The 22,116-nt window shown below is 54.7% G+C and carries 18 protein-coding genes, 1 other RNA gene and 1 pseudogene; 9 read left to right on the top strand and 11 right to left on the bottom strand.

What is annotated here, in order from left to right:
* The first annotated feature begins 117 nt into the window (after positions 1-117).
* From AGR1_RS03100 to AGR1_RS29835, 5 genes are all read left to right on the top strand, one after another.
* Positions 118-690: a TetR/AcrR family transcriptional regulator gene (locus tag AGR1_RS03100; protein WP_210248731.1), complete on the top strand. Its 573-nt coding sequence runs from the start codon at positions 118-120 to the stop codon at positions 688-690.
* 371 nt (positions 691-1,061) lie between these two features.
* Positions 1,062-1,313, top strand: a complete 252-nt coding sequence (locus AGR1_RS03095) for a hypothetical protein (protein ID WP_146175665.1) — start codon at positions 1,062-1,064, stop codon at positions 1,311-1,313.
* Positions 1,314-1,766: 453 nt separating this feature from the next.
* Entirely contained in the window at positions 1,767-2,456 is a 690-nt protein-coding gene (locus AGR1_RS03090; RefSeq protein ID WP_158273744.1) for a LuxR C-terminal-related transcriptional regulator, read from the top strand.
* 262 nt (positions 2,457-2,718) lie between these two features.
* Complete coding sequence (locus AGR1_RS03085; protein ID WP_108081457.1) at positions 2,719-3,096, top strand: hypothetical protein; 378 nt, start codon at positions 2,719-2,721, stop codon at positions 3,094-3,096.
* Positions 3,097-3,593: 497 nt separating this feature from the next.
* Entirely contained in the window at positions 3,594-4,097 is a 504-nt protein-coding gene (locus AGR1_RS29835) for a hypothetical protein (RefSeq protein ID WP_246669622.1), read from the top strand.
* Between the two features lie 24 nt (positions 4,098-4,121).
* Here AGR1_RS29835 and AGR1_RS03075 read toward each other — a convergent pair whose 3' ends face one another.
* The 11 genes and pseudogenes from AGR1_RS03075 to AGR1_RS03025 all read right to left on the bottom strand — a co-directional run bounded on the left by AGR1_RS03075 (position 4,122) and on the right by AGR1_RS03025 (position 19,688).
* A complete protein-coding gene (locus tag AGR1_RS03075) occupies positions 4,122-5,129 on the bottom strand; it encodes a hypothetical protein (protein ID WP_108081456.1) in 1,008 nt (335 codons plus the stop codon).
* Positions 5,126-6,973 (bottom strand): hypothetical protein, encoded by a 1,848-nt coding sequence (locus AGR1_RS03070; RefSeq protein ID WP_149146147.1) that lies wholly within the window; start codon positions 6,971-6,973, stop codon positions 5,126-5,128. Before AGR1_RS03070 ends, AGR1_RS03075 begins: the two co-directional genes overlap by 4 nt.
* On the bottom strand, positions 6,970-8,169 hold the full coding sequence (locus AGR1_RS03065) for a metallophosphoesterase (protein ID WP_149146146.1): 1,200 nt from the start codon (positions 8,167-8,169) through the stop codon (positions 6,970-6,972). The genes AGR1_RS03070 and AGR1_RS03065 overlap by 4 nt, the downstream gene beginning before the upstream one ends.
* A 520-nt stretch (positions 8,170-8,689) precedes the next feature.
* Positions 8,690-9,412 (bottom strand): hypothetical protein, encoded by a 723-nt coding sequence (locus tag AGR1_RS03060; RefSeq protein ID WP_149146145.1) that lies wholly within the window; start codon positions 9,410-9,412, stop codon positions 8,690-8,692.
* Between the two features lie 225 nt (positions 9,413-9,637).
* Positions 9,638-11,386, bottom strand: a complete 1,749-nt coding sequence (locus AGR1_RS03055) for a tyrosine-type recombinase/integrase (protein ID WP_149146144.1) — start codon at positions 11,384-11,386, stop codon at positions 9,638-9,640.
* A 3-nt stretch (positions 11,387-11,389) separates the two neighbouring features.
* Positions 11,390-11,947 carry a hypothetical protein gene (locus AGR1_RS03050; RefSeq protein WP_108081451.1) on the bottom strand — a complete coding sequence of 186 codons (558 nt, stop codon included), beginning with the start codon at positions 11,945-11,947 and terminating at the stop codon, positions 11,390-11,392.
* 42 nt (positions 11,948-11,989) lie between these two features.
* Positions 11,990-14,020, bottom strand: a complete 2,031-nt coding sequence (locus tag AGR1_RS03045) for a hypothetical protein (RefSeq protein ID WP_149146143.1) — start codon at positions 14,018-14,020, stop codon at positions 11,990-11,992.
* On the bottom strand, positions 14,020-17,373 hold the full coding sequence (locus AGR1_RS03040) for a hypothetical protein (protein ID WP_149146142.1): 3,354 nt from the start codon (positions 17,371-17,373) through the stop codon (positions 14,020-14,022). The genes AGR1_RS03045 and AGR1_RS03040 overlap by 1 nt, the downstream gene beginning before the upstream one ends.
* 236 nt (positions 17,374-17,609) lie before the next feature.
* Positions 17,610-18,569 carry a thymidylate synthase gene (gene thyA, locus AGR1_RS03035; RefSeq protein WP_149146141.1) on the bottom strand — a complete coding sequence of 320 codons (960 nt, stop codon included), beginning with the start codon at positions 18,567-18,569 and terminating at the stop codon, positions 17,610-17,612.
* Positions 18,570-18,752: 183 nt separating this feature from the next.
* Positions 18,753-19,280: pseudogene (locus AGR1_RS03030) on the bottom strand (thymidylate synthase); the annotation flags it as partial.
* A gap of 99 nt (positions 19,281-19,379) precedes the next feature.
* A complete protein-coding gene (locus AGR1_RS03025; RefSeq protein WP_003522365.1) occupies positions 19,380-19,688 on the bottom strand; it encodes a DUF2853 family protein in 309 nt (102 codons plus the stop codon).
* Between the two features lie 142 nt (positions 19,689-19,830).
* Between AGR1_RS03025 and ssrA the strand changes: the two genes are divergently transcribed.
* From ssrA to AGR1_RS03005, 4 genes are all read left to right on the top strand, one after another.
* Positions 19,831-20,205: a transfer-messenger RNA gene (gene ssrA, locus AGR1_RS03020) on the top strand.
* 229 nt (positions 20,206-20,434) lie between these two features.
* Positions 20,435-20,947: an SspB family protein gene (locus AGR1_RS03015; RefSeq protein WP_080790351.1), complete on the top strand. Its 513-nt coding sequence runs from the start codon at positions 20,435-20,437 to the stop codon at positions 20,945-20,947.
* Positions 20,948-20,991: 44 nt separating this feature from the next.
* Entirely contained in the window at positions 20,992-21,195 is a 204-nt protein-coding gene (locus AGR1_RS03010; RefSeq protein WP_080790350.1) for a DUF4169 family protein, read from the top strand.
* Between the two features lie 113 nt (positions 21,196-21,308).
* Complete coding sequence (locus AGR1_RS03005) at positions 21,309-21,518, top strand: ribbon-helix-helix domain-containing protein (protein ID WP_149146140.1); 210 nt, start codon at positions 21,309-21,311, stop codon at positions 21,516-21,518.
* Positions 21,519-22,116: the final 598 nt, after the last annotated feature.

The following is a 22,116-nucleotide window of genomic DNA, read 5'->3' as shown; positions in this document are numbered from 1 at the left end:
GATATGTTGATATAATACGATACGATACGTAGCGGTGCAATATGAAATCGATACGCCCCGTTGCGAAACCGTTGAATACCTATAAAGTGGGTTCAGATGTATCTGACGAGGGTAGCTGTGGGAGAGACTAAACAAGCAGGCCGACCGCGCAGGGAGGAAATCAGCGAAAAAGCACGCGACGCGGCATTACGCCTGGCGCGGGAACTAGGCGCGGAAAAAGTCACGATGGAAGGCGTCGCTTTACAGTCAGGGGTCGCAAAGACAACCCTGTATCGGCGCTGGCCCAGCGCCCCACATCTTGTCATGGACGCTTTTCTTGCGGACCTCCATCCTCTGATCGCCTATCGGCACGGCGAAACGCTGCGCCAGACCCTGGTCTACGCGCTGATAGATCTCGCCTCTGCTCTCGATAGCAAGCGTAGGGAGCTCCTGTGCCATCTGATAGGAGCGGCTCAGTCCAATACCGAGCTACGTCAAGCTTTCTGGGAGAGCTGGATACGCCCCCGTCGGGAAGAGGGTTTGAAAGCAATGATGGCGGCGGGTCTGGGCCGCGAAAGGGGGGAAGTCATCCTCGATTTGCTGTTCGGCGCATTCTACTACAGGATGTTGATACCCTATGCTCCGATCGACGCAGAATGGATCAAAGCCATTGTGAGTCATGTTTTTCCGAACGAAATCCCAGAGAAATAAACGGGTTCAGCGGACCTTTCAGTGTTTTCGGTCTCCATAAATGCCCGTATGGCGGCAGCTTGTGCCTATGCCATCGCTATCTTCTGACACCGACGGAAGACAGAAAGGGTGCACAGACGTGATCATGGCATCCGGTTCATTCAGCTCTTAACGGAAACCAACGGTTCTTAACATGCCAGCCGCCCCTTCCCCGGGTATGATCCAGGCAAATTGTTTCCGAGGAGCCACGATCAATGAATTCGCAACTTTCCGAAGTGCGGTGTGAACCAGCCACTTCTTGCTCACTGCCCCCGGCGGTCGTAGTATTCCTTCAGGCTGTGAACAACAGCGACGTCGTCTTAATGTTGGAGCAATTCGCGGAAAGCGCGGTCGTGAACGACCAATTCGAAGAGTTTGAAGGAAAATGTTCCATCGAGGACTGGAGCAGGCGAGACGTCATCGGAATGAACATGAACATCTCGGTGTCGGATGTCCGGCAACGGCCCACTGGTGTAATTCTCACAGCCGAGGTTAAGGGAAGTTTCGAAGGATACGGCCTTCCCGAGCCACTCGTCCTGCTGTTCTACGTTACCCTTCACAACGAGCAGATCGACCAGTTGATCATATTGCGCAAGGCTCTGTGAGAATAGTCATCCGCAAGTGATTGTAAGCCTACGATGATGTAAGCGTAGGGCTTAACCACTCTCGTGAGTACCTGAGCGGCGAGCAGAGATATCCACCTGCTCGCCGCTTGGCGTTTCCGGGTAAAATCAAGGTCGATGCGGTTACAACCTACGGGACGTTGGCTCGGAAACATACAAAGACGCGCCGTTACCGCCTTTTCGTATCAGCCGCGCGATCCCGGTGTCGGGGACGCCATCGTGTCAGTAGCGCTCTGTCACCCCCGCCCTCCTCGTCCCGCACCACCAACAATCGGCAACTTTTAGCGAGCCACAGGTCAACCATCGGCACTTCCAGCACGACCGAACACCAACATTACTTCGCAAATCAGAACACATCTGAACTCGCTCGGCGCGCCGATGTCTACCAAAGTTCAGAGGCTACCGAAACACATTCACAACTCGGAGAATAACGCCATGGAACTGCAAATCGCGACGACAACCGAAGGGTTCGACATCTTCGGCGAGGCGACCGCGTTCATCATCGACGGCACCCCCCAAACCCGGCTCTCACTTTTGCGTCTCTTTACCGACTACGGACTGGAGGCACAGGCTTTTGACGATCCGCGTGATTTTCTGGCATCGGTCGCCGAGGACGCTCGCGGGTGCATCGTCCTTGGAAGCAGCCTTCCTACCGGGTGTGGCCTCGACTTCCATGATCGGCTCTGCCAGCTGGACATCAATCTGCCAGTGATCTTCATCAGCCAGGACAACGATGTTCAGAAAAGCGTCAGGGCCATGAAGGCTGGCGCAGTTGACTTCCTCCTCCAGCCACTCGATCGCGGCGAAATTCTCAACGCAGTGAATTACGCGCTTAAGAAAGACGCGGAGCGGTTTGCGGCCGTGTCGGCGCGCCGAGCAATTCTTTCGAGGCTCGCGACCCTCACACCAAGGGAAACGGAGGTTTTTGAAGCCGTGACCAGCGGGCTGATGAATAAGCAGATTGCCTACAATCTCGGAGTCAGCGAAATTATGGTGAAGGTGCACCGCGGCAAAATGGTCCGGAAGATGAAAGCCCGCTCCGTCGCCGAACTCGTTCGAATGCACGAAATCACACGCGATGGAGGTCGCGCACAGGAGCGGCAGTCGTTCAGAATCGTTCATTGAACGACAGTATGCTTGGCTCGATCGTGGCGTACATTCGCCCGATCGCGGCCTATCGAATACGGAAAAAACGATATCACGTTGAGCCGTTCTTTGCGGGCCCTGACATCTCAGGCTATGATCGGGGCCCGACTTGAAGCGTCAGACGCCGCTCACTAAGTTGGCCTGGGCCCGACGGCTCGGTGCTCCTACGGCGAGCCGACCACGCAGTGCTTTTTTGAATATCTATCAAACACTTACATGCCGGAATTGAGGAACAGAAAGAATGAGCGAGTTAGTTCGGTCGACGGTGAACATTCAATCGGCACGTCTGTTCGAGGACGTGCATCACTACTGCACCTACGCTGATGGTCGTGTCGAAGAAGGATGGGGTCTCGCATGGATAGCCGCAACGCTGGAGAAGCATTTCGATAGTGACCAGGGGAGCGCGCTGCAGTTTTTCGGACGGATCCACGAGTTCGTTAGAGAAAATCAAGTTGAGGAGGAAGATCAGGTCAGCGTCGAGATCAGACCGGATGGTGAAGTCGTCAACATCGAGATCCGGCGTAAGGGGCACAAATCGATCCGGTATCCAAACGATTTCATTTTCTACGAGTCCACGCTGTGGGCTTTCGAGCCAGTTGAAGAGACCGTGGCTGCTTGACCGCCGGACCATCCTCGCTGAAGTTCTCACCGGCGACATCGCACTGTGCTACATTTAGCATTGGCCAGGTCTATTCCGATGACGTCCGTCTGCGGCGTCTCCGACGATGGGGAGCACGGCGTGACGCAGTCGCCATGCCGTGTTTCGTTCCCGACTCTCTCTGATTCCTATCCCATGACAATAGGTGCTTTTTTTTAAAGCTTGGATCGTCAGTGACCTGCACGTCGCCCACGCGGAGCGTTTGCCTGCGAACTCGATTGAAATCCCAGATGCCGATATTTGCCTATGTGCTGGCGACGTCGCTGGTTTCATCCAGATGTAACTCGACTTCCTCGTGACGCGGGTCGAGCCGATCATGCCCTTGGTCATGGTATTGGGCAATCATGATTGCTACGGTAACACTATCGACAACGCCCTTGCTACTGCTAGGAACCTTACCGAAGGAACACGGATTTCGGTCCTGGAAAGCGAAACGAAAGTCTTCGGAGACGTGCGCGTTGTCGGTGCAACGCTATGGACAGATCGAGATCGAATGGGGCATCAAAGAAGTTTCGTTGTTGGATCGTCGAGAGATGGCGATTGATGTCTGCAAACGATACATGGTGGACTTCCGCGAGATATTCCGTGCCGACTGGCACGAAACCGGTATGCCGGGATTGCTGATGCCCCGAGAGCTGATCACTCGCCCCGTTACCTGCCGAGCATTCATAGAGGCGCAACTCGCGAAGCCATTTCACGGCACGACAGTCGTGCTCACGCACCATGCGCCATCGCCAAGGTCACTGGATCCGAAGTTTCATGCGCAAGAGACCAACGCGGCATTCGCGTCGGACCTCACGCCGACGATCCAGAATGGAAAGCCCGACCTATGGGTCCATGGCCATATCCATCGCTTCGTCGACTATTACGAGGGCTGTACCCGGATCGTCTGCAACCCGCGCGGATATCCATACGAGCGAGAGAAAAATGGTTTCCAGGTGGGTTTTGTCGTCAATATCTAGCCAAACAGAACGTGACGCCCACCGTCAAAGGGGAGAGAAAATGTTCTCGGCGGTGATAGCCTCGATCCCTGCTGTCCATTCAGTGGATACTTCGTTGTAGCGCTGAGGTACACGGACTCTCAGGCCAACTGCGGGGTTCTCCAAGGCGCAGAACAGGAACGCGAGACTATGAATTTTGCTGCCCGCGCATACCAGCAGCACGCTCGCCCCGGGCAGATCGCTTACTGCGGAGATCCGCGAACTGAGTGCGCGCTGCAAACCAATAAAGTCTTGCACCGGATAAGGCATGAACTTGGATTCTGGGACCTCAAATACGTTCTTGATCTTGCCGACCGTCTCCAACGCGAGTTCGGTGTATTTTTCGCGAAAACCTGGACTTGAGTAGACAAACACGTTGTTGTCGGCTTCGAACCTGTACAGGAACTTTTTGATCTGATCGTATTCATACCCGATCGATATGAAGTTCGTCTTCGCCAATCCGCCCTTGAACACGGGCGGAAGGAAAGCGGGCTCCGTTAGCTGCCAGTCGCCGTCTGTGTAATCAAAAACGAGCTTGCGGTCGGGTGTCTCCTTGAAGGCATAGTTCGGCCTCGCGTACAGAAATGTTATTGTCCTGACGAAGTTCTTTTTATCCCACAGGGCGACCAGGGAGCACCACAGGAGACGGGGCGCTGATGTAATGTCAAGAATCAGGCGTTTGGCATTTCCTATGGCAGCATCGATCTCTTTCGACACCTCGACTAGAGAGCCATAGTCATCCGTGACCGAGTTGAAGACAATTTCTCTATGTTCGATTTTCCGCTCTTTGCAGAACGCTTTGTACTGGTGCCGGATATTGCCAGAAACGCCTGTCTTTCCGGCATTGCTGAATCGCACGACGATGAGACGCTTCAGATCGACGTTTTCGAGCACAGACAGTGCCGTCTTACTGCGGTTCTCCCAACTGGCTGCTACGATCGCAACATCCGCCGTGACGAGTTGTGCCAACTCCGACGGGGACTTATCGCTGAAGGTCTCGAAACGGTATTTCAACGCTCGTCCTCCTCGTCTTCCAGCAGATCTGCCTGCGCAGGGTTTTGGCGCTTTCGAAGCCAGCTTTCGAAGACGTGCCTGGCCCACGCTGAGGGATTGTCCACCTCACGATCATTAATCTGATGAAGGAAAAAGGTAGGGATCGGGATCAAGCCGTCTGACGGCTCGCGATAAGCGATATCGAAGTTTGGGGCAAACTGCCTGTGCAGACGAAAACAGTAGACCCCCTGTTTCGCCCCGAGATCAACTCTTCGCACATATCCGTCAACCTCAGCATCCCTGATGAGTTCAATGTACCGGTCGTTTCGTCCCATCTCGATGCTGAAAACTGCACGATCCGGGCTCTTGAGGGCCGACAGGTATTTGTAATCGTGCTGAAACTCTTTGACTAAGTGACCTAGAAACGGAATTAGCTTAGCCAGGTAGTACCCGTTCTTTTCGGCATAATCGCTGATGGATTGAAGCTTCCTTGTCGCAGCTTCCCGGCAACCGCGATCTTGCTCGCGGATGTCGTAGACATCACGCTGCAGAAAACGTTGCGGATCGGAATAGCTGTGCGTCACCTGCTCGTACAGCGATCCCAATACCTCCAGGAAATCTCGAATGCATCCGTCACTTAGACCGACGACGGTTTTGAAACCCGCGTAATACATGGGAACTCGGTACTTCGCGCAGATGCAAATGTAGGAGGCCAAGGCCTTCTTGCGGAGCGCGTCGTTGGAGCGAACGTCATCAATGCCGGACCGTTCAAGAAAAAATTCCCACATCTTACGCGACGGGTTCTGACGGTTTTGAAAGTCCTTGAGGAAGGTGACAGCGCGCTTGTTGGTGGTATCAGAAAAGCTCTCGGTACAGAGTTCATCGATCTCAAAAGCCGAAAGCTTGTCTTTGATGCTGAAATCGGCGACATCCGGAAAAGCGCGCTTGACGCGTAGTCGCGTGACCTCAGTGCAAAACTTCTCGTAATCCGCGGCATCAAGGCCGTCGAGATACACAATCGTCCGCTCCTCTCGGGCTAGCGCCTGGCCGTCAATGGTCGTTTCCGCTGCCCGGTAACGGCCATCGACATATGCGATTGACCAGGCCACGGGCTCTCCGCGTGGCGTGCGGATCAGGGTGTTAAGAGCGGCTTGGAACTCCGGCGAGAAGGTTTCGCAGTCATCAATCAAAATGCGGATCTGGTTCAAGTGCTCATTGTGGCCCCTCAGCGCGCGGAGAACTTGACCCATGACCGAATGGAATTTGTTCTCATGCCGCGTCTTGAACGACGGCAAGTCGTCGCGGATGCACCTTGCGAATTCCAGCATCTCGACCAGAACGTGCTCTATCTCGTACACAAGATGATCGAGGTTTTTGGCCTGCCCTACCCCGTATTCCCGGCACACGCTACTAGCGATCCCCCGCTCACAGTCGTCATCGACTTCGAAAACCACTGCGTCTCGTAATGCCACGCAGTGTTCGACAACCTTATGGAGAATGATCAGCTCAAGGTAATAGGTCGTAAGCTCCTGTTTGGATTCTTTAGTTACAAGGTATTTTCTGTTTGCCTTATTATCCCTCATCGTAAAAAAATTGGGCTTTGAACGATTATTCAGATTTATATAGACGCCGAATGTTGTTTGATATTTATCAATATTCGATGACTGACGAAGATGTTTATTCTCGTTTTGAAAGAGCGTATCCGAGATTTTTAGGATTGAGGTTTTCCCGCAGCCCCTTTTGCCCGTGAAAAAGTAATTACCCGCAGTAAATTGCTGCATCGCCTGATCAGAGACGTATATGAGGGGGGAGCCCTCATCCTCGAATTTGACGGGTCGAAACGGATTTAGGAAATTGGAAATCATCGGCAACTTACCCGCCAGGTTTTGTCGTTGAACTCCAGCGTCCGATCGATCATCAGATGCCCGGCGAATTCCAGCTCCAAGATCTTGTGAGCGGAAAATTTATCTGAAAGTTCTGAGAACCGACTACTGCTCTGAGATTTGACCAGAGAGATAATGTCTTTCCCAGTCTCATCGATGAGGCGGTCGCGCTTTTCCGGACCGTAAAAGCGAATCTTCCGACGCTTCGGCCCGGTAATTCCCACGGTTTCGAACCGGTATTCGTCAATCTGGACTCCCAGCGGGACATTATCATCGGACGTGAACAGCTGGACGTGGTTGAAACCGTCGCGGAGAAGCGGGGCAGAAATAGCAACAATGCTGATCTGTCCATCGTCGCTGTCGTCCGCGAGAAGCGATTCCACGAGAGAGTCGTGGATATGTCCATGAAGGTAGACGATCGGCCGCCCGAGCTGCTTCAACTCGTTCCTGACGTATCCGGCGTTGAGCATTTCCGGGAAGATGGCTATCCGGGGTGTCCGCTGCGGAAATATGTTGTGATGGGCAAGAATAATCGGTGTCACATGCGGATTGGATCTGATGTCGTGACACACCGACGAAATAGAGTCTTGATCGATGTATGGGGCGTCAAACCGCGAAAAGAGGTCAGGCCCGTTCAGCGAGTTGAGGTGGCTTTCGAGATCCACCTCGTACATGCGGCTCATCTTCCAAATATCAGAGCAGCCAAGACATGAATTGAAAGCATAGAGAGCGACCGCTCCGGCCCCCGCGGCGCATTCATAAGCCTTATGATTGTCAAAAGAGAGCTCGATCGATCCCGAGTATTTGCCAGCTATCGCTTGGAAAGCAGCGAACTTGTTATGCTCCTTGTTGAGGATTTGCGGCCATTCCAGGTCGTGATTACCTGGCACGCCGTATGCCGGTATCCCCAGCGACTTGAACGCCGTCGAGAAATATTCAAGTGAGTTGACGAATTCCTCCTGATTGCCCGCATCCGTGAAGTCGCCGACAAATGCCGCAAAATCGATATGGACTGACTTCGAAAGGTTGCCGATATATTTGATTGCGCTCGCGATGCGATTTACACCGACCCCGTTCAGCACCATCGATCCAGTGTCGAGCTTATTGTCGACATCGGCTTCATTTTTGTAGACCGGGTAATGGATATCGCCAATCTGCAAAATACTACAAGTCGGCATACATCCAGCCCTAGCCCCGTTTTTCGGCTCAACCTATCAGGGCGTTTTGGTAGGGTCAATTTCCGTTCGCTCCAGCGAGCCCGGCACCTTTGAGCAGTGCCAACTGCACCAGCCGTGGCGAGCACCAAGAGTACACCGCTACAAGACTCACGGTCTCCCAACCGCCTCGGGCCGTGCCGCATCTAGTCGATAGCATCCGCTACTGTCGCCACCATAGCTCTGACCCAAACCCTGCCCTTAGCTGTCTAATGCGCAGAAAACTGCGACCCCGCACCAAGCGAGACATCCACCGACCGCAGGCATAGTGCTTTAAAAAGTATGCGGTAAGGTTCCTGTTCCCCTCCCCGGACAGTCTGCGCTGGCGTCAAATCTTGCCGTTCGCCATCTGGCCTCCAGCCACGCGTGAAGCCTCCGCTCACGTACGCTATTGCGATTTGCAGTTGCTGCCGCAGGCGATCACAGTTCACGAGGAGCGTCGAGATCGCGGCGCGCAAGTCCCGCGATATGGCCGATTTGCCCGTCACATCACAGGCCTCCTTCGCCAATCGTCCTCTACTCTCAAGCTACGGAAAATCCTTGACTTCGCGGCAAGTATTAGACCGTCCAGGTACCTATTTTCTTGGCTGTATAGCCGGTCAAACGCCCGAATGTAGACATCAACCGCCTGGGCGAGCTCTTTCATCGCAATGTCGCATCGGACCCAGTTCTGGTTTGACTCCAGCTTCACATACTCCACGCCACACGCGAGATTGTACGCGAACTCGATGTCATCCTCGATTTCGAGGTCTGCGCTGTATATGGATCGCTGGCGGAGCCGCTGATCGCAATCCATGATCATTGTCGTGAATTCTTCTGGTGTCGCCGCAGTGAACTCAGACTCGTCCAAAAGGGCCTCGTACCCACTTCTTGCGAAGTCGCTGTCATCGCAATTCTTAGAAAATGGTGGCGTCTTATAGGTTGAAAGCACGGTTTGCTTGTCGTGCGTAGGTAAGTGAAGCACGGCACCGCCCTCATGGAAAAACAAGTGTGTTGCTCCAGATAACGATTGACCAAGCACGAGGTCGACTTCGGGCGTCCCGTTATCAGGCACTTTCGAAGATGATCGTGTCTCGCACTGGATTAACAGACCGCCTTCGAATGGAGCACACGCAAAGTCCATTTTGAACTTATCGCTCCGGAGTAACCACTCGACGGCAAAGGGTGAAAGATGAAATAGGCTGGCTTCGAAAACCTTACGCGGCATGAGGAGCGTTCATATGGACTTCACTGGGTATAATGCTCAGGTAAATAGGCGGCATCGGCAAGCAAAAAAAGACGTTGCCTAGTACATTTATGAATCGCCCCCTGCCCTCCACGGCCCGTCACCAGCCGTAATACCAGGGCGGTGGCCAGCGGGAACCAGGGTATTAGGAACATCGTATTCACAGCAGGCACATGGCCAGATACCGTCAACTGGAACCGGCAGAAACTACGTTCGAATACCAATGAGTTCACGCAGTTGGTCCTGCACATCTCCCAATAGGTCTATGGCCTCCGAGACTTTTTCCCCTTCCAGCAACCTGGCAACCTCGGCCAACCCCGCATGGGTCTCAAGGCGAGACTGCATCTGATTGACGAAGCTTTTAAGCGATTGGGCCCGAGACTCGGCCGAGCGGACTTCGAGTTCCCCGTCCTTGGTTTGGCGCTTCTGCAGAATGTCGTGCAGATAGGGCATGAGCGAAACCGGATGTAAGTGGCCCATATCCTTCGCAGCCATCACAAGGACAGTCTCTTCCCAATTCGAAGTCGGATCGACGTAAACTCCACCTTCCTGCAACCTGTCCAGTTGCATCTCGATCTTCTCGGTGATGAATTTTGCCCGCAAGCGATGGATGTTGGCCTTCTTGATGCCAGCCTTCTTGAAAAATGTTCTAAAAATGCGGGTAATGCTATCCGTGACTAGCGCTTCGCCTGTCCGTTCGGAGAGAAACACGAAGTTGTCGTTGCGACGGGTCCCACCCAGACCACTGTTGACGATGGCGAGCCGCTCCGGATCACAAGCAATGTACTCCGCCGTACGGAGCGCGAGATCGTCGGGAACACGCAACATGCTTCGGCCACGGTTCTTACGCTCGACCCAGACTTCGAACATCTTGGGACTGCCGTCATCCGAGAAGAAAGCGCTGATATCATCGAATGGCGGCAGATCGCTCTCGCGGATCTGGACGATTTCGCTTACGCGAGCGCCGGTGAGTAGCGCCCAGTCCATGATCAGCCTGTTGCGAACCTTGTGACGCCCGTGGGTTTCGACAATCTCCCCCAGCTCAAGCACTTCGGAGGAAGTCGGAGTATGTCGAGCACCATAGGTGCTGTGCTCGGCTCCGCCCGCGAGCGTCGACACCCACTTCAGGTACGCTTGACCGTGCCGCCCGGATACCGATACCTGCTCACTGGATATAGGGAACACATAATCATCCGGCAGATCACTATATTCGCCCTTGGGCGCTGTCTGGACATGATTTGTCAGCAGGCCCCTGCCATCGGCCCATTTGAAAAAGTCGTGGACCGCGGAGAGAACCTCGTCACGGCGCTTCGTCGTGGATCGACCGTCGCTCTCCAATGCACCCTGAAAGGCAAGCAGAAAGTCATCATCGACTTGATGGTATTGAACGCCGTGAGTACGTTGAAACCGGCGGAATTGCCGGAGCTTCTTGACGGTTTCTTCGACGCTGGAGGTGCCATTCTTTACGCGAAAGGTGAGATGTCGTGCATAATCCGCAACCCACTCATCCATCCCGTCTTCCCAAACGAGCGTCGGAACAGTTTTCGTCTGTGCGCTGAGGGCTTGGGAAATCGTCACGGGAACGCGCACGATACGCCCTGTCGACTTTCGGCCGAGTAGGACGACGTTCGTATCATCGTACGTCCGACGTTCCGTCGGAACCATCTTCTTACGATGCTTCTCTTCCCAGACATTCAGGGCCTTTCGGAGCCGAACACTGGTCGTTAGCGTCGATGCGGAGCAATGGATCCTTTCCGCAAACCAAATGCGTGAAAATCGGCCTTTATAGGAGGGAACATTGGCCGGATCGCACGTGCGGAGGAGCTCATTCAGACGGCCGAGTAGTGTCTTACTCCGCGCCTGATTGGACGCAGGGAGCTTCTCGTCGAACCCTTTGTCCTTGGTAGGCGTGGGCGCGTCGCGAGCGATGTCGAATGGGTTCAACTCGATATCCATCGATCATTCGACCACGTGAAGGACGCCGGTTTTCGCCGCGAGCAAGCGGGTGAGCTGCGCGTTATCCTGCTCAAGCTTCGCCTTCTCGGCTCTCAGCCTTTCAGTGGTTTGCCGCTCTATTTTCAAACTCAGCTCCAAGGACACAAGCGCTTCCCGGGTTTGTTGAAGCTGGGTGACGGTAGCTATTAGTTCAGCTTCAAACTCCTTGGCTTGGCTTTGCGCTCTGTAGGTCCGGGTCGCCTGAGGAACATATACACGCTTGTTTTCCGGGGCCGGGACTGGTGCGGGAACATTCGCTTGCTTTCGGGAAAGCTTCCGGACCTCCGCCTGGGGTTTGAGCTGGGCGATCAGAGCTTTGATCTCCTGAACAATTTTCCCGTATTCAGGGCTTCGCGTGTTGAAATACGTCTTCGTCCCGACACCACTGATGCCGAACTGCTCGCACTTCCATCCAACGGCAGCACTCTGCGTCTTCGGGTACTCGATTCCGTTCGGTACACCCGTCTCGACCCAGGTCGTGAAAAGAGCCTTGATCTTCTCGAATTCCGGCATCTTGGACATCTATATTGCTCCCTACCCTCCACGCCTTGCAGGCCGCGCCTGTCACGCGGCCTTGAGGTCCTCCAAGAACCCCGTGATTTTGACGACATTCGCGGCCTGCAACGACGCGAAGATCGAATTGCCGTACTCTGCGGATGCCTGGGCACTGGCGGACATCGCCTGCGCTTGTTCTTCGATATAGGCAATGTTCTCGGGGCCGATAAGGGCGAACGGGCATTCTGGGCAAACGGTCGGCCCGGCCGCGGCGAAGTCCGGTCCGACATCATTGTCATTGTACCCAGCCGCCTTCCGACAGGCCGCCTTTTCGCAGCCCTTACGGTTACGCGGGCACGAGCAAGTCACCCAGAGCTTCGGGGTCAAAACGAGCTGGTTTTTCCTGATCTGCCGGACCACAGCCCCTTCAGATATTTGAAGATGGCGCATTAAGGCTGCCCCCGCAGCCTCGCTGACAACCTTGACCTGAGAAGAGAACTTTTCACGCAGACGCTTGACCAACGTGGTCAGACGCTTGCCCATTGGACCCTTATAGGTGACGCGGCCATCAACAATTTCCCTGGCGATCTCGATCTGATGGTGCCAGACCTCCTGGTCCCAGAGCTTGTGAATGTCGGGATCCAACGTGACGTAGTCGTTCGTCATCCTAGAATCGAAATGGCGAAGATGATGGGCGAGCGTCTTGATCTTGCCCCTGTAGCGATAGAAGAAGATGACAGCGAACAAGCGGCGGAATTGTCTGGTGACCCAAGTCCACGTCTGGGTTTTCTTCGTGTTGTCGTTAGCATACTCGCGCGCACCAATCGATTCCGCGAAAGTATCCAAAAGGTTCTCGGGATACAGATTGACAACCTTGTTTTGCGCGATGTCGTGGAACTGAAACAAGTCAGCATCCGGATCGACCTCACCATCAGGAGTGAGAGAACGAACCGCGTTGAACGCGCGAGCCACGAGGCCTGGCACCGGGATCCAGGTCCACTGGCGTTCGGTCTTTTCGATGTAGACTTTCATCCACCAGCCGTCGCTGTCATTGCCAGCGATGCAATCGCGTCGAAGCATTTTTATCTCTTCTGCGCGACGAGCGGTGAAGGCTGCGATCAGGATGTAGGCTGCAGTGACGATGCTTCGCACCTGTGTGCCGACCTCCAACGCTCGCGCATACCATCCCTCAGTTCCCCGCGAACTAAGAGCGTCATGATAGGACTTAACGACGTGGTCAACATGATCCACCAGGTAGCGTGTAGTGTTTTCCAGGAGGCGCATGGCAAGTTCCGGGGGCGGAACAGGTGTTCTGGTAGTGCCCCGGCCCAAGTTGAATGCACGCTGCGCCGCTCCTTCCGGAAACGGTCGAAACGAAATTGACGTCGCTTCGATGAAATCGCGCAAAGCGAAGAGCCCCTCGAACAGCATTGTGACAAGCTGAACGTTCTGGTTTGTGATCGGCTCGTCTTTAAGCGCAGCGAGCGAAACGATGGTCTTTCCGTTGATACGCGCGGTTGCTGCTTCGATTTCGGAGCGGACCTCCGGCAGGGCCCATTTCGGGGGCAGGTTGAGATTGAGAATGACATCCGCCTCGTGAAAAGCGTCCTGCGTTCGCAGCTCGCGAGGCACGTCTTCCCAGCTGTGATACTGCCCCAGCATTTTCCTAACCAATGCCGATGCGCCGGTAAGCCCGTCGACGCCAAATGCGGCTTCTTCACAAATGATATCGATGTCGATAGAGGTCAGGGCCGCGAAGGAATAGAAACCTCTCGACGTGAGACCGTAGCAAAGCCTCAGCATCGATTCAGCGTACTGCTTATGTCGGGAAGCATCGTCAAAGCGCGTGTAATTTCCAGCGCGAATCCAGAAGAGCAGCTCTTTCGTACTATTGTAGAGTTCAGTGTGATAGATGAGCGACCGTCCATCCGCCATCCGGACGTCGAAATCGACTGTTTTTTCGTCGCTTCCACAACCCGGTGTGTCGCTTAGCACCCACTTTGTGTCCTCGTAAGCGCTCAGCCAGGCGCGTCGGCGGTCTTTCGGGTCCACTGCCTGGTGACGTTTGCCAAGAGGTTTCGCTATCAGTTGTACCGGCATCAGAAAAGCCTCATCGGTTGGAAATTCGGGTTCGCAATAATTTTTTCGGAGATAGCCGTAGCCGCTTTCCATACAGGGCCAAACGTGCTGCGCATCTTCACCTCAACGGCGTCAACGAAGCACAACCAAGGAAGCCATACACTCTCCCACCGCTCCGGTTGATCACGGATCCAATCTCCTTCGACCAATCGCAGGGAATGCTGCCAGATTTGCAGAATTGCGATCTCTTCCTTCTTGGCGATGACAATCAACTGCGGACAATCATTCCAGCAGTCAATCGAAGTGCACACTGCGCCATCGTTGCCCGGGCGACCTTTCTGGTTCTTGCACAGCGTGCCCAGACCCGTCTTCATGACGGATTCGATACGGCGAGCCATGCCTTCGACGTCAACACCCAGTATCTCGTGGGCGTTCTCAATACCGCTGACGACGGCGGTCTCAAGCGCATGCAGGAAATGGTGGATCTCGGTATCGCGCAAAAACCTCATCGGATACTTGTTGACGTAGCCCTCGTGCACATGCGAGCTCTGCTGCCCCATCGCCCTCGATAGCCTCGTAAGACCGCCAGCCTCCAAGGCTGCCTTCAGCAGGACGGACGGTCTGATCATGTTCGGGGTAAGCGTTAGGTTTGCCAGCTCCGGGATCGTCTCGATCAGCCGCTTGAACGCCGCGCGATACGTAAACTCTTCGATGAGCTTGATCTCTTCACCAACGCCACGGGAGATGAAAAGCTGCTTTCTGGTCTCTGGATCCAATTCAGGGATTCGGCCCACGGCCTCTTGGAGCCACTTCATGGCCTTCACCGCCTCGCACTGATCCTCCATGACAGCGAAAATCGGTTTGCCGCCTGCACGAGCCTTGTAGCCCGTCACTTTGGAATGATGCGGCTCCTCGGTCGTTTCAATGCAATCGAAATAAAGCGTACGACCGACGGAGACGTTGCTGCCGGATTCCAGGAGGTACAGTGTGAGAACCGCGGCCATCGTATCCTGCGAAGGGATCAGGTAGGCCTGTAACGTTTTCGCTCCGCCATACTTCAGGGCCCTCTTCTGGAAAAATTGCCCCTCGGAACGTCCATCCTTGTTGGACGGATAAATCCAGTTATACCGGTCGGCCACGACCCTCAAGAGGTTTGCAATGCCTTGGTCACAGTCATGCCCGTCGGGGAAATGCTCATGCAACAGCCTCACCCGAACGGGTTCGCTAATCTTTCCCTTTCGAACGATGACATCGAACAATTCCCCAGGGTCTCTCCCCCGCTCGAGCAATTCCTGCCCGTGCTCCAGAAGCCGCTGGCCCTCCTGCACCATTGCCCATGCGGCGTTCCTAATAAGGGTAAGACGGCGATCCAATATACGCAGGATCAACGTGGCCGGATTATCAGCCGCCGTAAATTGCTCCCTCTCAAGCTCCTCGCGAAGAACCTTGTTAAAATCGCTTTGGTCAAGGCTACTCAATTCGATTTGTCGAAGCTCGGCCGCCTGCTTGAGCATTGACGTCGCAAACATCAGATAGTCGTCTACGTGAGGCTTCGAGCGCTTTCCGTCTTCGCTTTCGACTGCTTCGGCAACAGTCTTGCCGTGGTTTTTCTTATCGCTTCTATATTGGATCAGGTACAGCGTAAGCGATGGGAGAATGGAGTCGGCGCTCAGCTTACGGATAATGCCGTTCGTGACGCTAATCTTGGCATTACATGTGTCCGTGTTTTCGTTCGCTGCTCTGAGGTGTTCTCGATACTCCTGTGCGGCCATCGTGAACTCGCGGCGCAAGGAATTTGGACGAACTCCGTTACCCAGACCGTGGAACAGAGACCGGCAGTATTGCGAGCCGTTGCCAGCCAAGAACGCAAACAGTTCGATCAAGCCCGCAAAACAGGTTTTGGCCTCCTCTTTCTTCTTAGTCCGGTACAAGCGTTCGAAGCAGGTTTTGGCCCGGATAGCATACGTTTCCGGCCAACCTTGCTCAACGAGGCATCGGAACTTGAATATCCGGCCGCCCGCAAAGGCAGTTAGTGGATCCTCCTCCAGGCTCTTGACTATACCAAGGTCGGCGTCACGCAGGCGCTCTGCAAAAGGGAAGCGTCTGAGGTTTCCTTCGGGAATTCCAATGAGTTTCGCGACTTCTTTTCGGTGTATCGAACGGCCATCTTTGCTGACCGGAGGATCGTCAGCAAGTATCGCTTCGAGGGCCCCAAGCCTCTCTCGTGTCGGGCCGGGAACGTATCCCGTGGACTTAATGCGGTCGTCCACCTCCTCCATAACGGCCGCAATTCTCGGGTATCGAAGAAAGATCGTCGTGTTTTGCGGCAGACCAAAGTGATCGGTAAATTGCTTACGGCTGACTTTGCCATCTCGTATTTCGAGTGTTCCAGCATTGAACTGCTCTTCCAGCCAAGAGCGCATGGCGGGAATATTGGCTTCGTGAACAGACTCTTTGCCGCCAACGGCATCTTCGTAGTCAACCAGAATAGGCAAATAAGGCACAGTTGCTGTGCTGCTCAGCCCAAGCTGACTCGTAATTGCCCGACGACTGATTTTTCCGCCCCTGCTCCGCTCCAGCCCACCGCTCACAATCTGCAGGTTCAGGATCCGAACAATCGCTCTCGCGGTACTGTCGACTGCGTAATGCTGGTGCTTCAGAAGCTCAGGGTACAGTGAAACGACATAGCGTGCCGCGTCGTCCATCGGCTCGCCGTGCTCGGGATCCGCTCCGAACTTTGGCGCGTCCGGCAATGACGACACCGGCTCGACATGCTCCAATACAGCCTCGTAGGCTTTGAGGATGTCTTTCGATTGGGTGAGCATTCCGTGGGTTACACCCACCTTCTGAGCGAAGAAGACGCGACTGATTTGCGTCGTGTCACGTTTGGAGCGAGGGATCCGCCCCACACGCAGACACTCGTTGAGGTAAGCAACCAACTTACCTTTCGTCGTTGTTGGCCGATAGTTCTGATGAGGGGCAAGTGAAGGAAAACGTATGAGCAGGTCGCCATACGGTTCCACGCCGTGCCCCGATGAAGCTCGTTCTTCATTGTTGTCCAGAGAGGCAGTGATGTCGCATCGTGACGCTTCTCTGGCGAAGGGTTCATGCATGTCGCCCGTCTCCGGCACGAGGCTGGGAAGCCCAGGCTGGAGATCGAGCGAAGCCCGGGTGAGTGTTCGCGTCGGAGCGAGGTCGGCTGAACCAATGTCGTTCCGATCAGAGGGAACAGACTGAACCTCCCTCCCAAAAATCGGTGCATCTTCTACGAGAACTTCCGACGACATCTGTTCGTTGACAACGTCCGAGAACTCCAGCTGCGCGTTGTCCGCGGGGCGGCTTCTTCCTTTGATATCCTGACCTTTTTTGCGCATACGTTCGCCCTGTCCCGGATCCACACATCCAGACCTAAATTTCAGTTGTTTACAATTGGTATCAAATTGCCGGTTGCATTCCGCGCGCAAGCAAGCGACCAGTACCAGGACGGGTCGATTAGCTTTTGCTAATTTTTCGGTATGCTTTCCAGACTCCTAACGAAGTCACCGTTTCAGCTCACCAGAACCTGAATCGCCTTTTGACGTGTGGCACCCTCGTCGGAGACGGTGCTGTATCAAACGGCCACCGGTGCCTCGATTGCCGGATGTGGATCATAACCCGTGACCTCGAAGTCATCGATTGTGTAGTCGTCGATCGATGCTGGTCGTCTCTTGAGACGAAGCTTGGGGAACGGTCTGGGTTCGCGGCTTAGGATTGTCCGTGCCAAGTCAAGGTGGTTCAGATACAGATGGACATCGCCACCGACCCAAATGAGCTCGCCTGGGACCATGTCGACCTGCTGCGCAATCATATGCAGAAGGGCCGCTTCCTGAGTCACATTGAATGGATTCCCTAAGCCAACGTCGCAAGATCTCTGCCCAACGAGAAGGCTGAGCTTGCCTCGCTTTCCAGCGTTCGCATCGGTCAACGCGCTCGGGTCCGTATTGCCAATTGCGCCTTCCCCCATCTCACTGACGTAAAACTGGTAGGTCATATGACACGGTGCCAACGCCATCTGATCGAGTTCGGCGACGTTCCAGGCGTGGAACAACATCCTGCGGCTGGCCGGGTTCGTCCGCAATGTCTCAATCAAGGTCGCGACCTGATCATATTCGACCCCGTTCGCAAGCCAACGTCGCCATTGCTTACCATAGACCGGACCCAGGTCACCCCATTTGGCGGCAAAGTCATCGTCAGCAAGAATCTTCGCTTCGAAGTCTTTCTGCGAAATGTCTTCGCCCGTCGCCTTTCGATATTTGTCTAGCGGCCAATCCGTCCAAATATTCACGTTCTCACGAAGCAAGGACTGGATGTTGGTTTGCCCCGTCAGGAACCAGAGCATCTCCTTCACAGCTGTTTTCCAATATACGCGCTTCGTCGTGTAGACCGGGAAGGTCCCGTCAGACAGATCAAACCGCATCATCGCTCCGAAAGTGGAGAGCGTTCCGACGCCTGTTCGGTCGATCCGGCGATCACCTTTTTCAAGGAGATGCTCAATAAGGTCCAGATATTGATACTCGGGGTGGCGAGGCATGTTCTGCAATTCCTATGGCGTTAGAAACAGTCTGACGACGGCCGGAAAAGCGCGCAAGTCATTAAATGTATTCTCGCCTTGACGGGATCAAATTGGAGCGAGTACCGATACCGGAGAGGAAGACGGGATAATCTTTCGGAACCAACTAGTTAGTCCCGAAGATACAGACTTGATGTCGGAAAAAAATGGCACGCCGAGGAAAATGTCGGCCGAGCGCTGATAGAGCTGACAGGACAGCTTTCCATCGGAAACATAGAACTGGAACAGGCAATGACAGGGCGGCAGCGCCATTTCGTCCACCAGCGCCGGGTTCCAGGCCGAAACGATGTGACGACGGGAGTTCGGATTGGTTTTCAGAGCCTCGATCAGAAGCGCGATCTGGTCGATATGGCGGCCGTCAGGCGCCGGCCAGGAGCGCCATTGCGCGCCATAGACCGGACCGAGATCGCCGTTTTCGTCGGCCCACTCATCCCAGATGGAAACGCCGTTTTCCTTGAGATAGGCGATATTGGTGTCGCCCTTCAGGAACCACAGCAGTTCATGGATGATGGAGCGCAGATGCAGTTTCTTGGTGGTGAGAACCGGAAAACCTTCCGCAAGGTCAAAACGCATCTGGTAACCGAACACCGAGCGCGTGCCCGTGCCGGTGCGGTCTCCACGGTCGGAGCCCGTTTCCATGACGTGCCGGAGAAGATCGAGATATTGTTTCATGCGTTCTGCCGCCGATTCCCTGATATCGAGGGAATATAATAGCACAGGGCGGCAGAACCAATCATCGGGGAAACGCTTATCCCCGCCTTTCAGGAAAAATCAGAGGGATTGCAGTTTCCCGAGTTCCTTGGCGACCAGATAATAAAAGGTCACGCGCGATTTGGAGCGGTCCGCAGCCATGGCCTTGGCGACAGCATCGATTGCCTGATCGGCCGTACCGTCGGTCACGCCGAGCTTCTTGCCGCACCAGCTCGCCTTCACCCGTGCAAGCTCTTCCGGATCGGAAGCGGACACCAGGGAGGAATCCCGGTTGCGCAGGGCAATGCCGAGATGCTTGACGATCTTGCCGACCACGGCTTCGTCGGCTGCTGCGTCGTATTTCTTCACATCTGCGAGATAGTCAGTCATGTCCACTCCTTCGTGTGTCCCCGGCGCCACGTTACTTCTGCTGACCGGTTGCATGGAGAATGGGACAGCAATCTCTCGTCGTCAAGAATTGTCTAAAGTGCGGGCGGCAATCACGAAACCTTTTCATGGAATTGTCATCACCCCCCTTTTCTCAGGCGGTCGAAACGCCTATATGAGCCTTGCCGGGGCAACCCGGCTATGGCGATAAACGGTCGGTGTAATAAACCTATTGGACCCGGGGGCGGTACCCGGCGCCTCCACCAAAAACCGGCGGACTTTCATGAAATGAAGGCCGGCTTTTGATGGGGGCGAAATAGGATCGACAAGGGCGTAAAGATCGAACTTTTGCTCGGCATGATACCGCCGTTATCGGGTCACAAGTGTAGTTGCAAACGACAACAACGCTAAGGAATACGCTCTCGCTGCCTAATGGCGGTGCGGGAATTCCGCTCTAAAGTCCTTACGGTTAGCCCCGTAAGGCGGGGTTCGGAGGTACCTGGCAACAGAAACCTCCACCTTCTCCATTTTGCCTGAATTGGTTATATGATAGCTGACTTGCGAACGGCGTCGGCTTTTCCGTTGCTGCCGTTCGGGACATTGCGTATACTTGGGCAACGCGTAAGCGTCAGGATCGGAAATGGTCCCGACTCAATGATTACGCGAAGATTCAAAGTGTTACAGCGTCCTTGGCGCGCAGGCCGCGCCGCACATGAAAAGACGTTCGAATAAGGGAAAGACAGGACCGCATGGGGCAGGATCATATCCGTTACGACATTCTCGCACAGGATGCCCTTCGCGGCGTTATTCGTAAGGTTTTGGGTGAAGTGGCCGCAACCGGCCGTCTGCCCGGCGACCATCACTTCTTCATCACCTTCCTGACCGGCGCGCCGGGCGTGCGGATTTCCCAGCACCTCAAGGCGAAATATGCCGAGCAGATGACCATCGTTATCCAGCATCAGTTCTGGGACCTGAAAGTAACCGAAACCGGCTTCGAAATCGGCCTGTCCTTCTCGGATACGCCGGAAAAACTGGTCGTTCCCTATAACGCCATTCGCGGTTTCTACGATCCTTCCGTCAATTTCGAACTCGAATTCGACGTGCCTCTGGCCGAAGAGGTGGAAATCGAAGACGCGGAGATCACCGCTTATCCCGTTTCCCATGAAGCAAAGCCCGCTGCCGCTTCCGAGACGCCCAAATCCGGCGAGGAAAAGAAGGAAGGCTCGGTCGTTTCGCTGGATGCCTTCCGCAAGAAGCAATAACGGCTTTTACGCCGAGCTTACGAAACCCGAGGAGACATATCCCCATGGCGGCCGATATCGTCAATCTGCGACAGTTTCGGAAACAGAAAGCCCGTAGCGAAAAAGAAAAGCAGGCGGAACAGAACCGCCTGTCCTTCGGCCGCACCAAGACCGAAAAAAATCTCACAGCGGCCCTGAACGAAAAGGCCGAAAGGGCGCTCGATCAGGGGCGACTCGAAAAAAACGGTGACGAGGCCGGCAAAGACTGACAGACTGGCCGACCGCCGTGATTTTCGGGACTGTCGGACAAGAATCGCAAAACAGGGGCTTGCGGGGGAAACATGATTGAGACCTCCAACCGGTTTCACCGGAGACCGATCTGATGATCCGCAAGCACTCCGCGACGTTGCACGGCCACCGCACCAGCATTTCACTCGAGGACGCCTTCTGGGACGAGCTGAAAACCATTGCGGAAAGACGCAAGATCAGTTTCGCGGCGCTGCTCGCCGAAATAGACGACAACCGCTCCGCCGACAGCAATCTGTCATCGTCACTGCGGGTTTATGTGCTGAACTGGCTGAAAACTCACTGACCTTCGACAATTGGTCCTGTCAAAGACGCTCCGGCCATGAGCTGGCATGTCGCCCTCCGGATTTGACCGTCCAGCCACTACGAGAAATTCCGCCGAAAACTCGTAACGCCGTGAAAGTATTCATTAAACATTAGCGGCATAATCTGCTGCTCCAAGGCATCCCCGTATTGCGTAGCCTTGCTTCAAGATTTTGTTTCAGATTCGTCCATTCCACACATCCACCACGAGGCGACCATGGTTTCTGCCGTCTCGGGAACTAACACCGCCATTTCCCCGCTTTCGTCTTCATCCACATCGTCTCCAAGCGTTTCCGAACTGAAAGCCCAGATTGCCGAGGCCACGGAAGCGAAAGCATAGGGCGAGCTGAGGAGCGCACTCTCGTCACTCAAGGCTCAACTGGAAGCTCTCGAAAACAGCGCCGAAAAACTGGCATCGTCGGGCGAGAATGCAGAAAAGCCGAGCCTTTCCGGTGAAAGCGCCAGGATCGGCGTCGAAAAACTGAAGACGCCAACAAACAGGCCAGACCGCGACCGGGTATACGGATGCAAGCCTCCGCGCCGTCCGTCAACTAACTCAAAGGAAAATCCGCTTCCCCTGC

This window comes from Agrobacterium sp. B1(2019) (assembly GCF_008274755.1).
Lineage (GTDB): Bacteria > Pseudomonadota > Alphaproteobacteria > Rhizobiales > Rhizobiaceae > Agrobacterium > Agrobacterium salinitolerans.
Note: the sequence above shows the minus strand (reverse complement) of the source record. Positions and strands in the feature narration are given on the sequence as shown.

Bases quoted from the DNA above. Each gene is read 5' to 3' on its own strand.
- AGR1_RS03025 (WP_003522365.1), bottom strand. From the start codon at position 19,688: ATGACTGACTATCTCGCAGATGTGAAGAAATACGACGCAGCAGCCGAC.
- AGR1_RS03050 (WP_108081451.1), bottom strand. From the start codon at position 11,947: ATGTCCAAGATGCCGGAATTCGAGAAGATCAAGGCTCTTTTCACGACC.
- AGR1_RS03015 (WP_080790351.1), top strand. From the start codon at position 20,435: ATGGGGCAGGATCATATCCGTTACGACATTCTCGCACAGGATGCCCTT.
- AGR1_RS03005 (WP_149146140.1), top strand. From the start codon at position 21,309: ATGATCCGCAAGCACTCCGCGACGTTGCACGGCCACCGCACCAGCATT.
- AGR1_RS03065 (WP_149146146.1), bottom strand. From the start codon at position 8,169: ATGCCGACTTGTAGTATTTTGCAGATTGGCGATATCCATTACCCGGTC.
- AGR1_RS03070 (WP_149146147.1), bottom strand. From the start codon at position 6,973: ATGATTTCCAATTTCCTAAATCCGTTTCGACCCGTCAAATTCGAGGAT.
- AGR1_RS03085 (WP_108081457.1), top strand. From the start codon at position 2,719: ATGAGCGAGTTAGTTCGGTCGACGGTGAACATTCAATCGGCACGTCTG.
- AGR1_RS03040 (WP_149146142.1), bottom strand. From the start codon at position 17,373: ATGCGCAAAAAAGGTCAGGATATCAAAGGAAGAAGCCGCCCCGCGGAC.
- AGR1_RS03045 (WP_149146143.1), bottom strand. From the start codon at position 14,020: ATGCCGGTACAACTGATAGCGAAACCTCTTGGCAAACGTCACCAGGCA.
- AGR1_RS03055 (WP_149146144.1), bottom strand. From the start codon at position 11,386: ATGGATATCGAGTTGAACCCATTCGACATCGCTCGCGACGCGCCCACG.
- AGR1_RS03010 (WP_080790350.1), top strand. From the start codon at position 20,992: ATGGCGGCCGATATCGTCAATCTGCGACAGTTTCGGAAACAGAAAGCC.
- thyA (WP_149146141.1), bottom strand. From the start codon at position 18,569: ATGCCTCGCCACCCCGAGTATCAATATCTGGACCTTATTGAGCATCTC.
- AGR1_RS03060 (WP_149146145.1), bottom strand. From the start codon at position 9,412: ATGCCGCGTAAGGTTTTCGAAGCCAGCCTATTTCATCTTTCACCCTTT.
- AGR1_RS03090 (WP_158273744.1), top strand. From the start codon at position 1,767: ATGGAACTGCAAATCGCGACGACAACCGAAGGGTTCGACATCTTCGGC.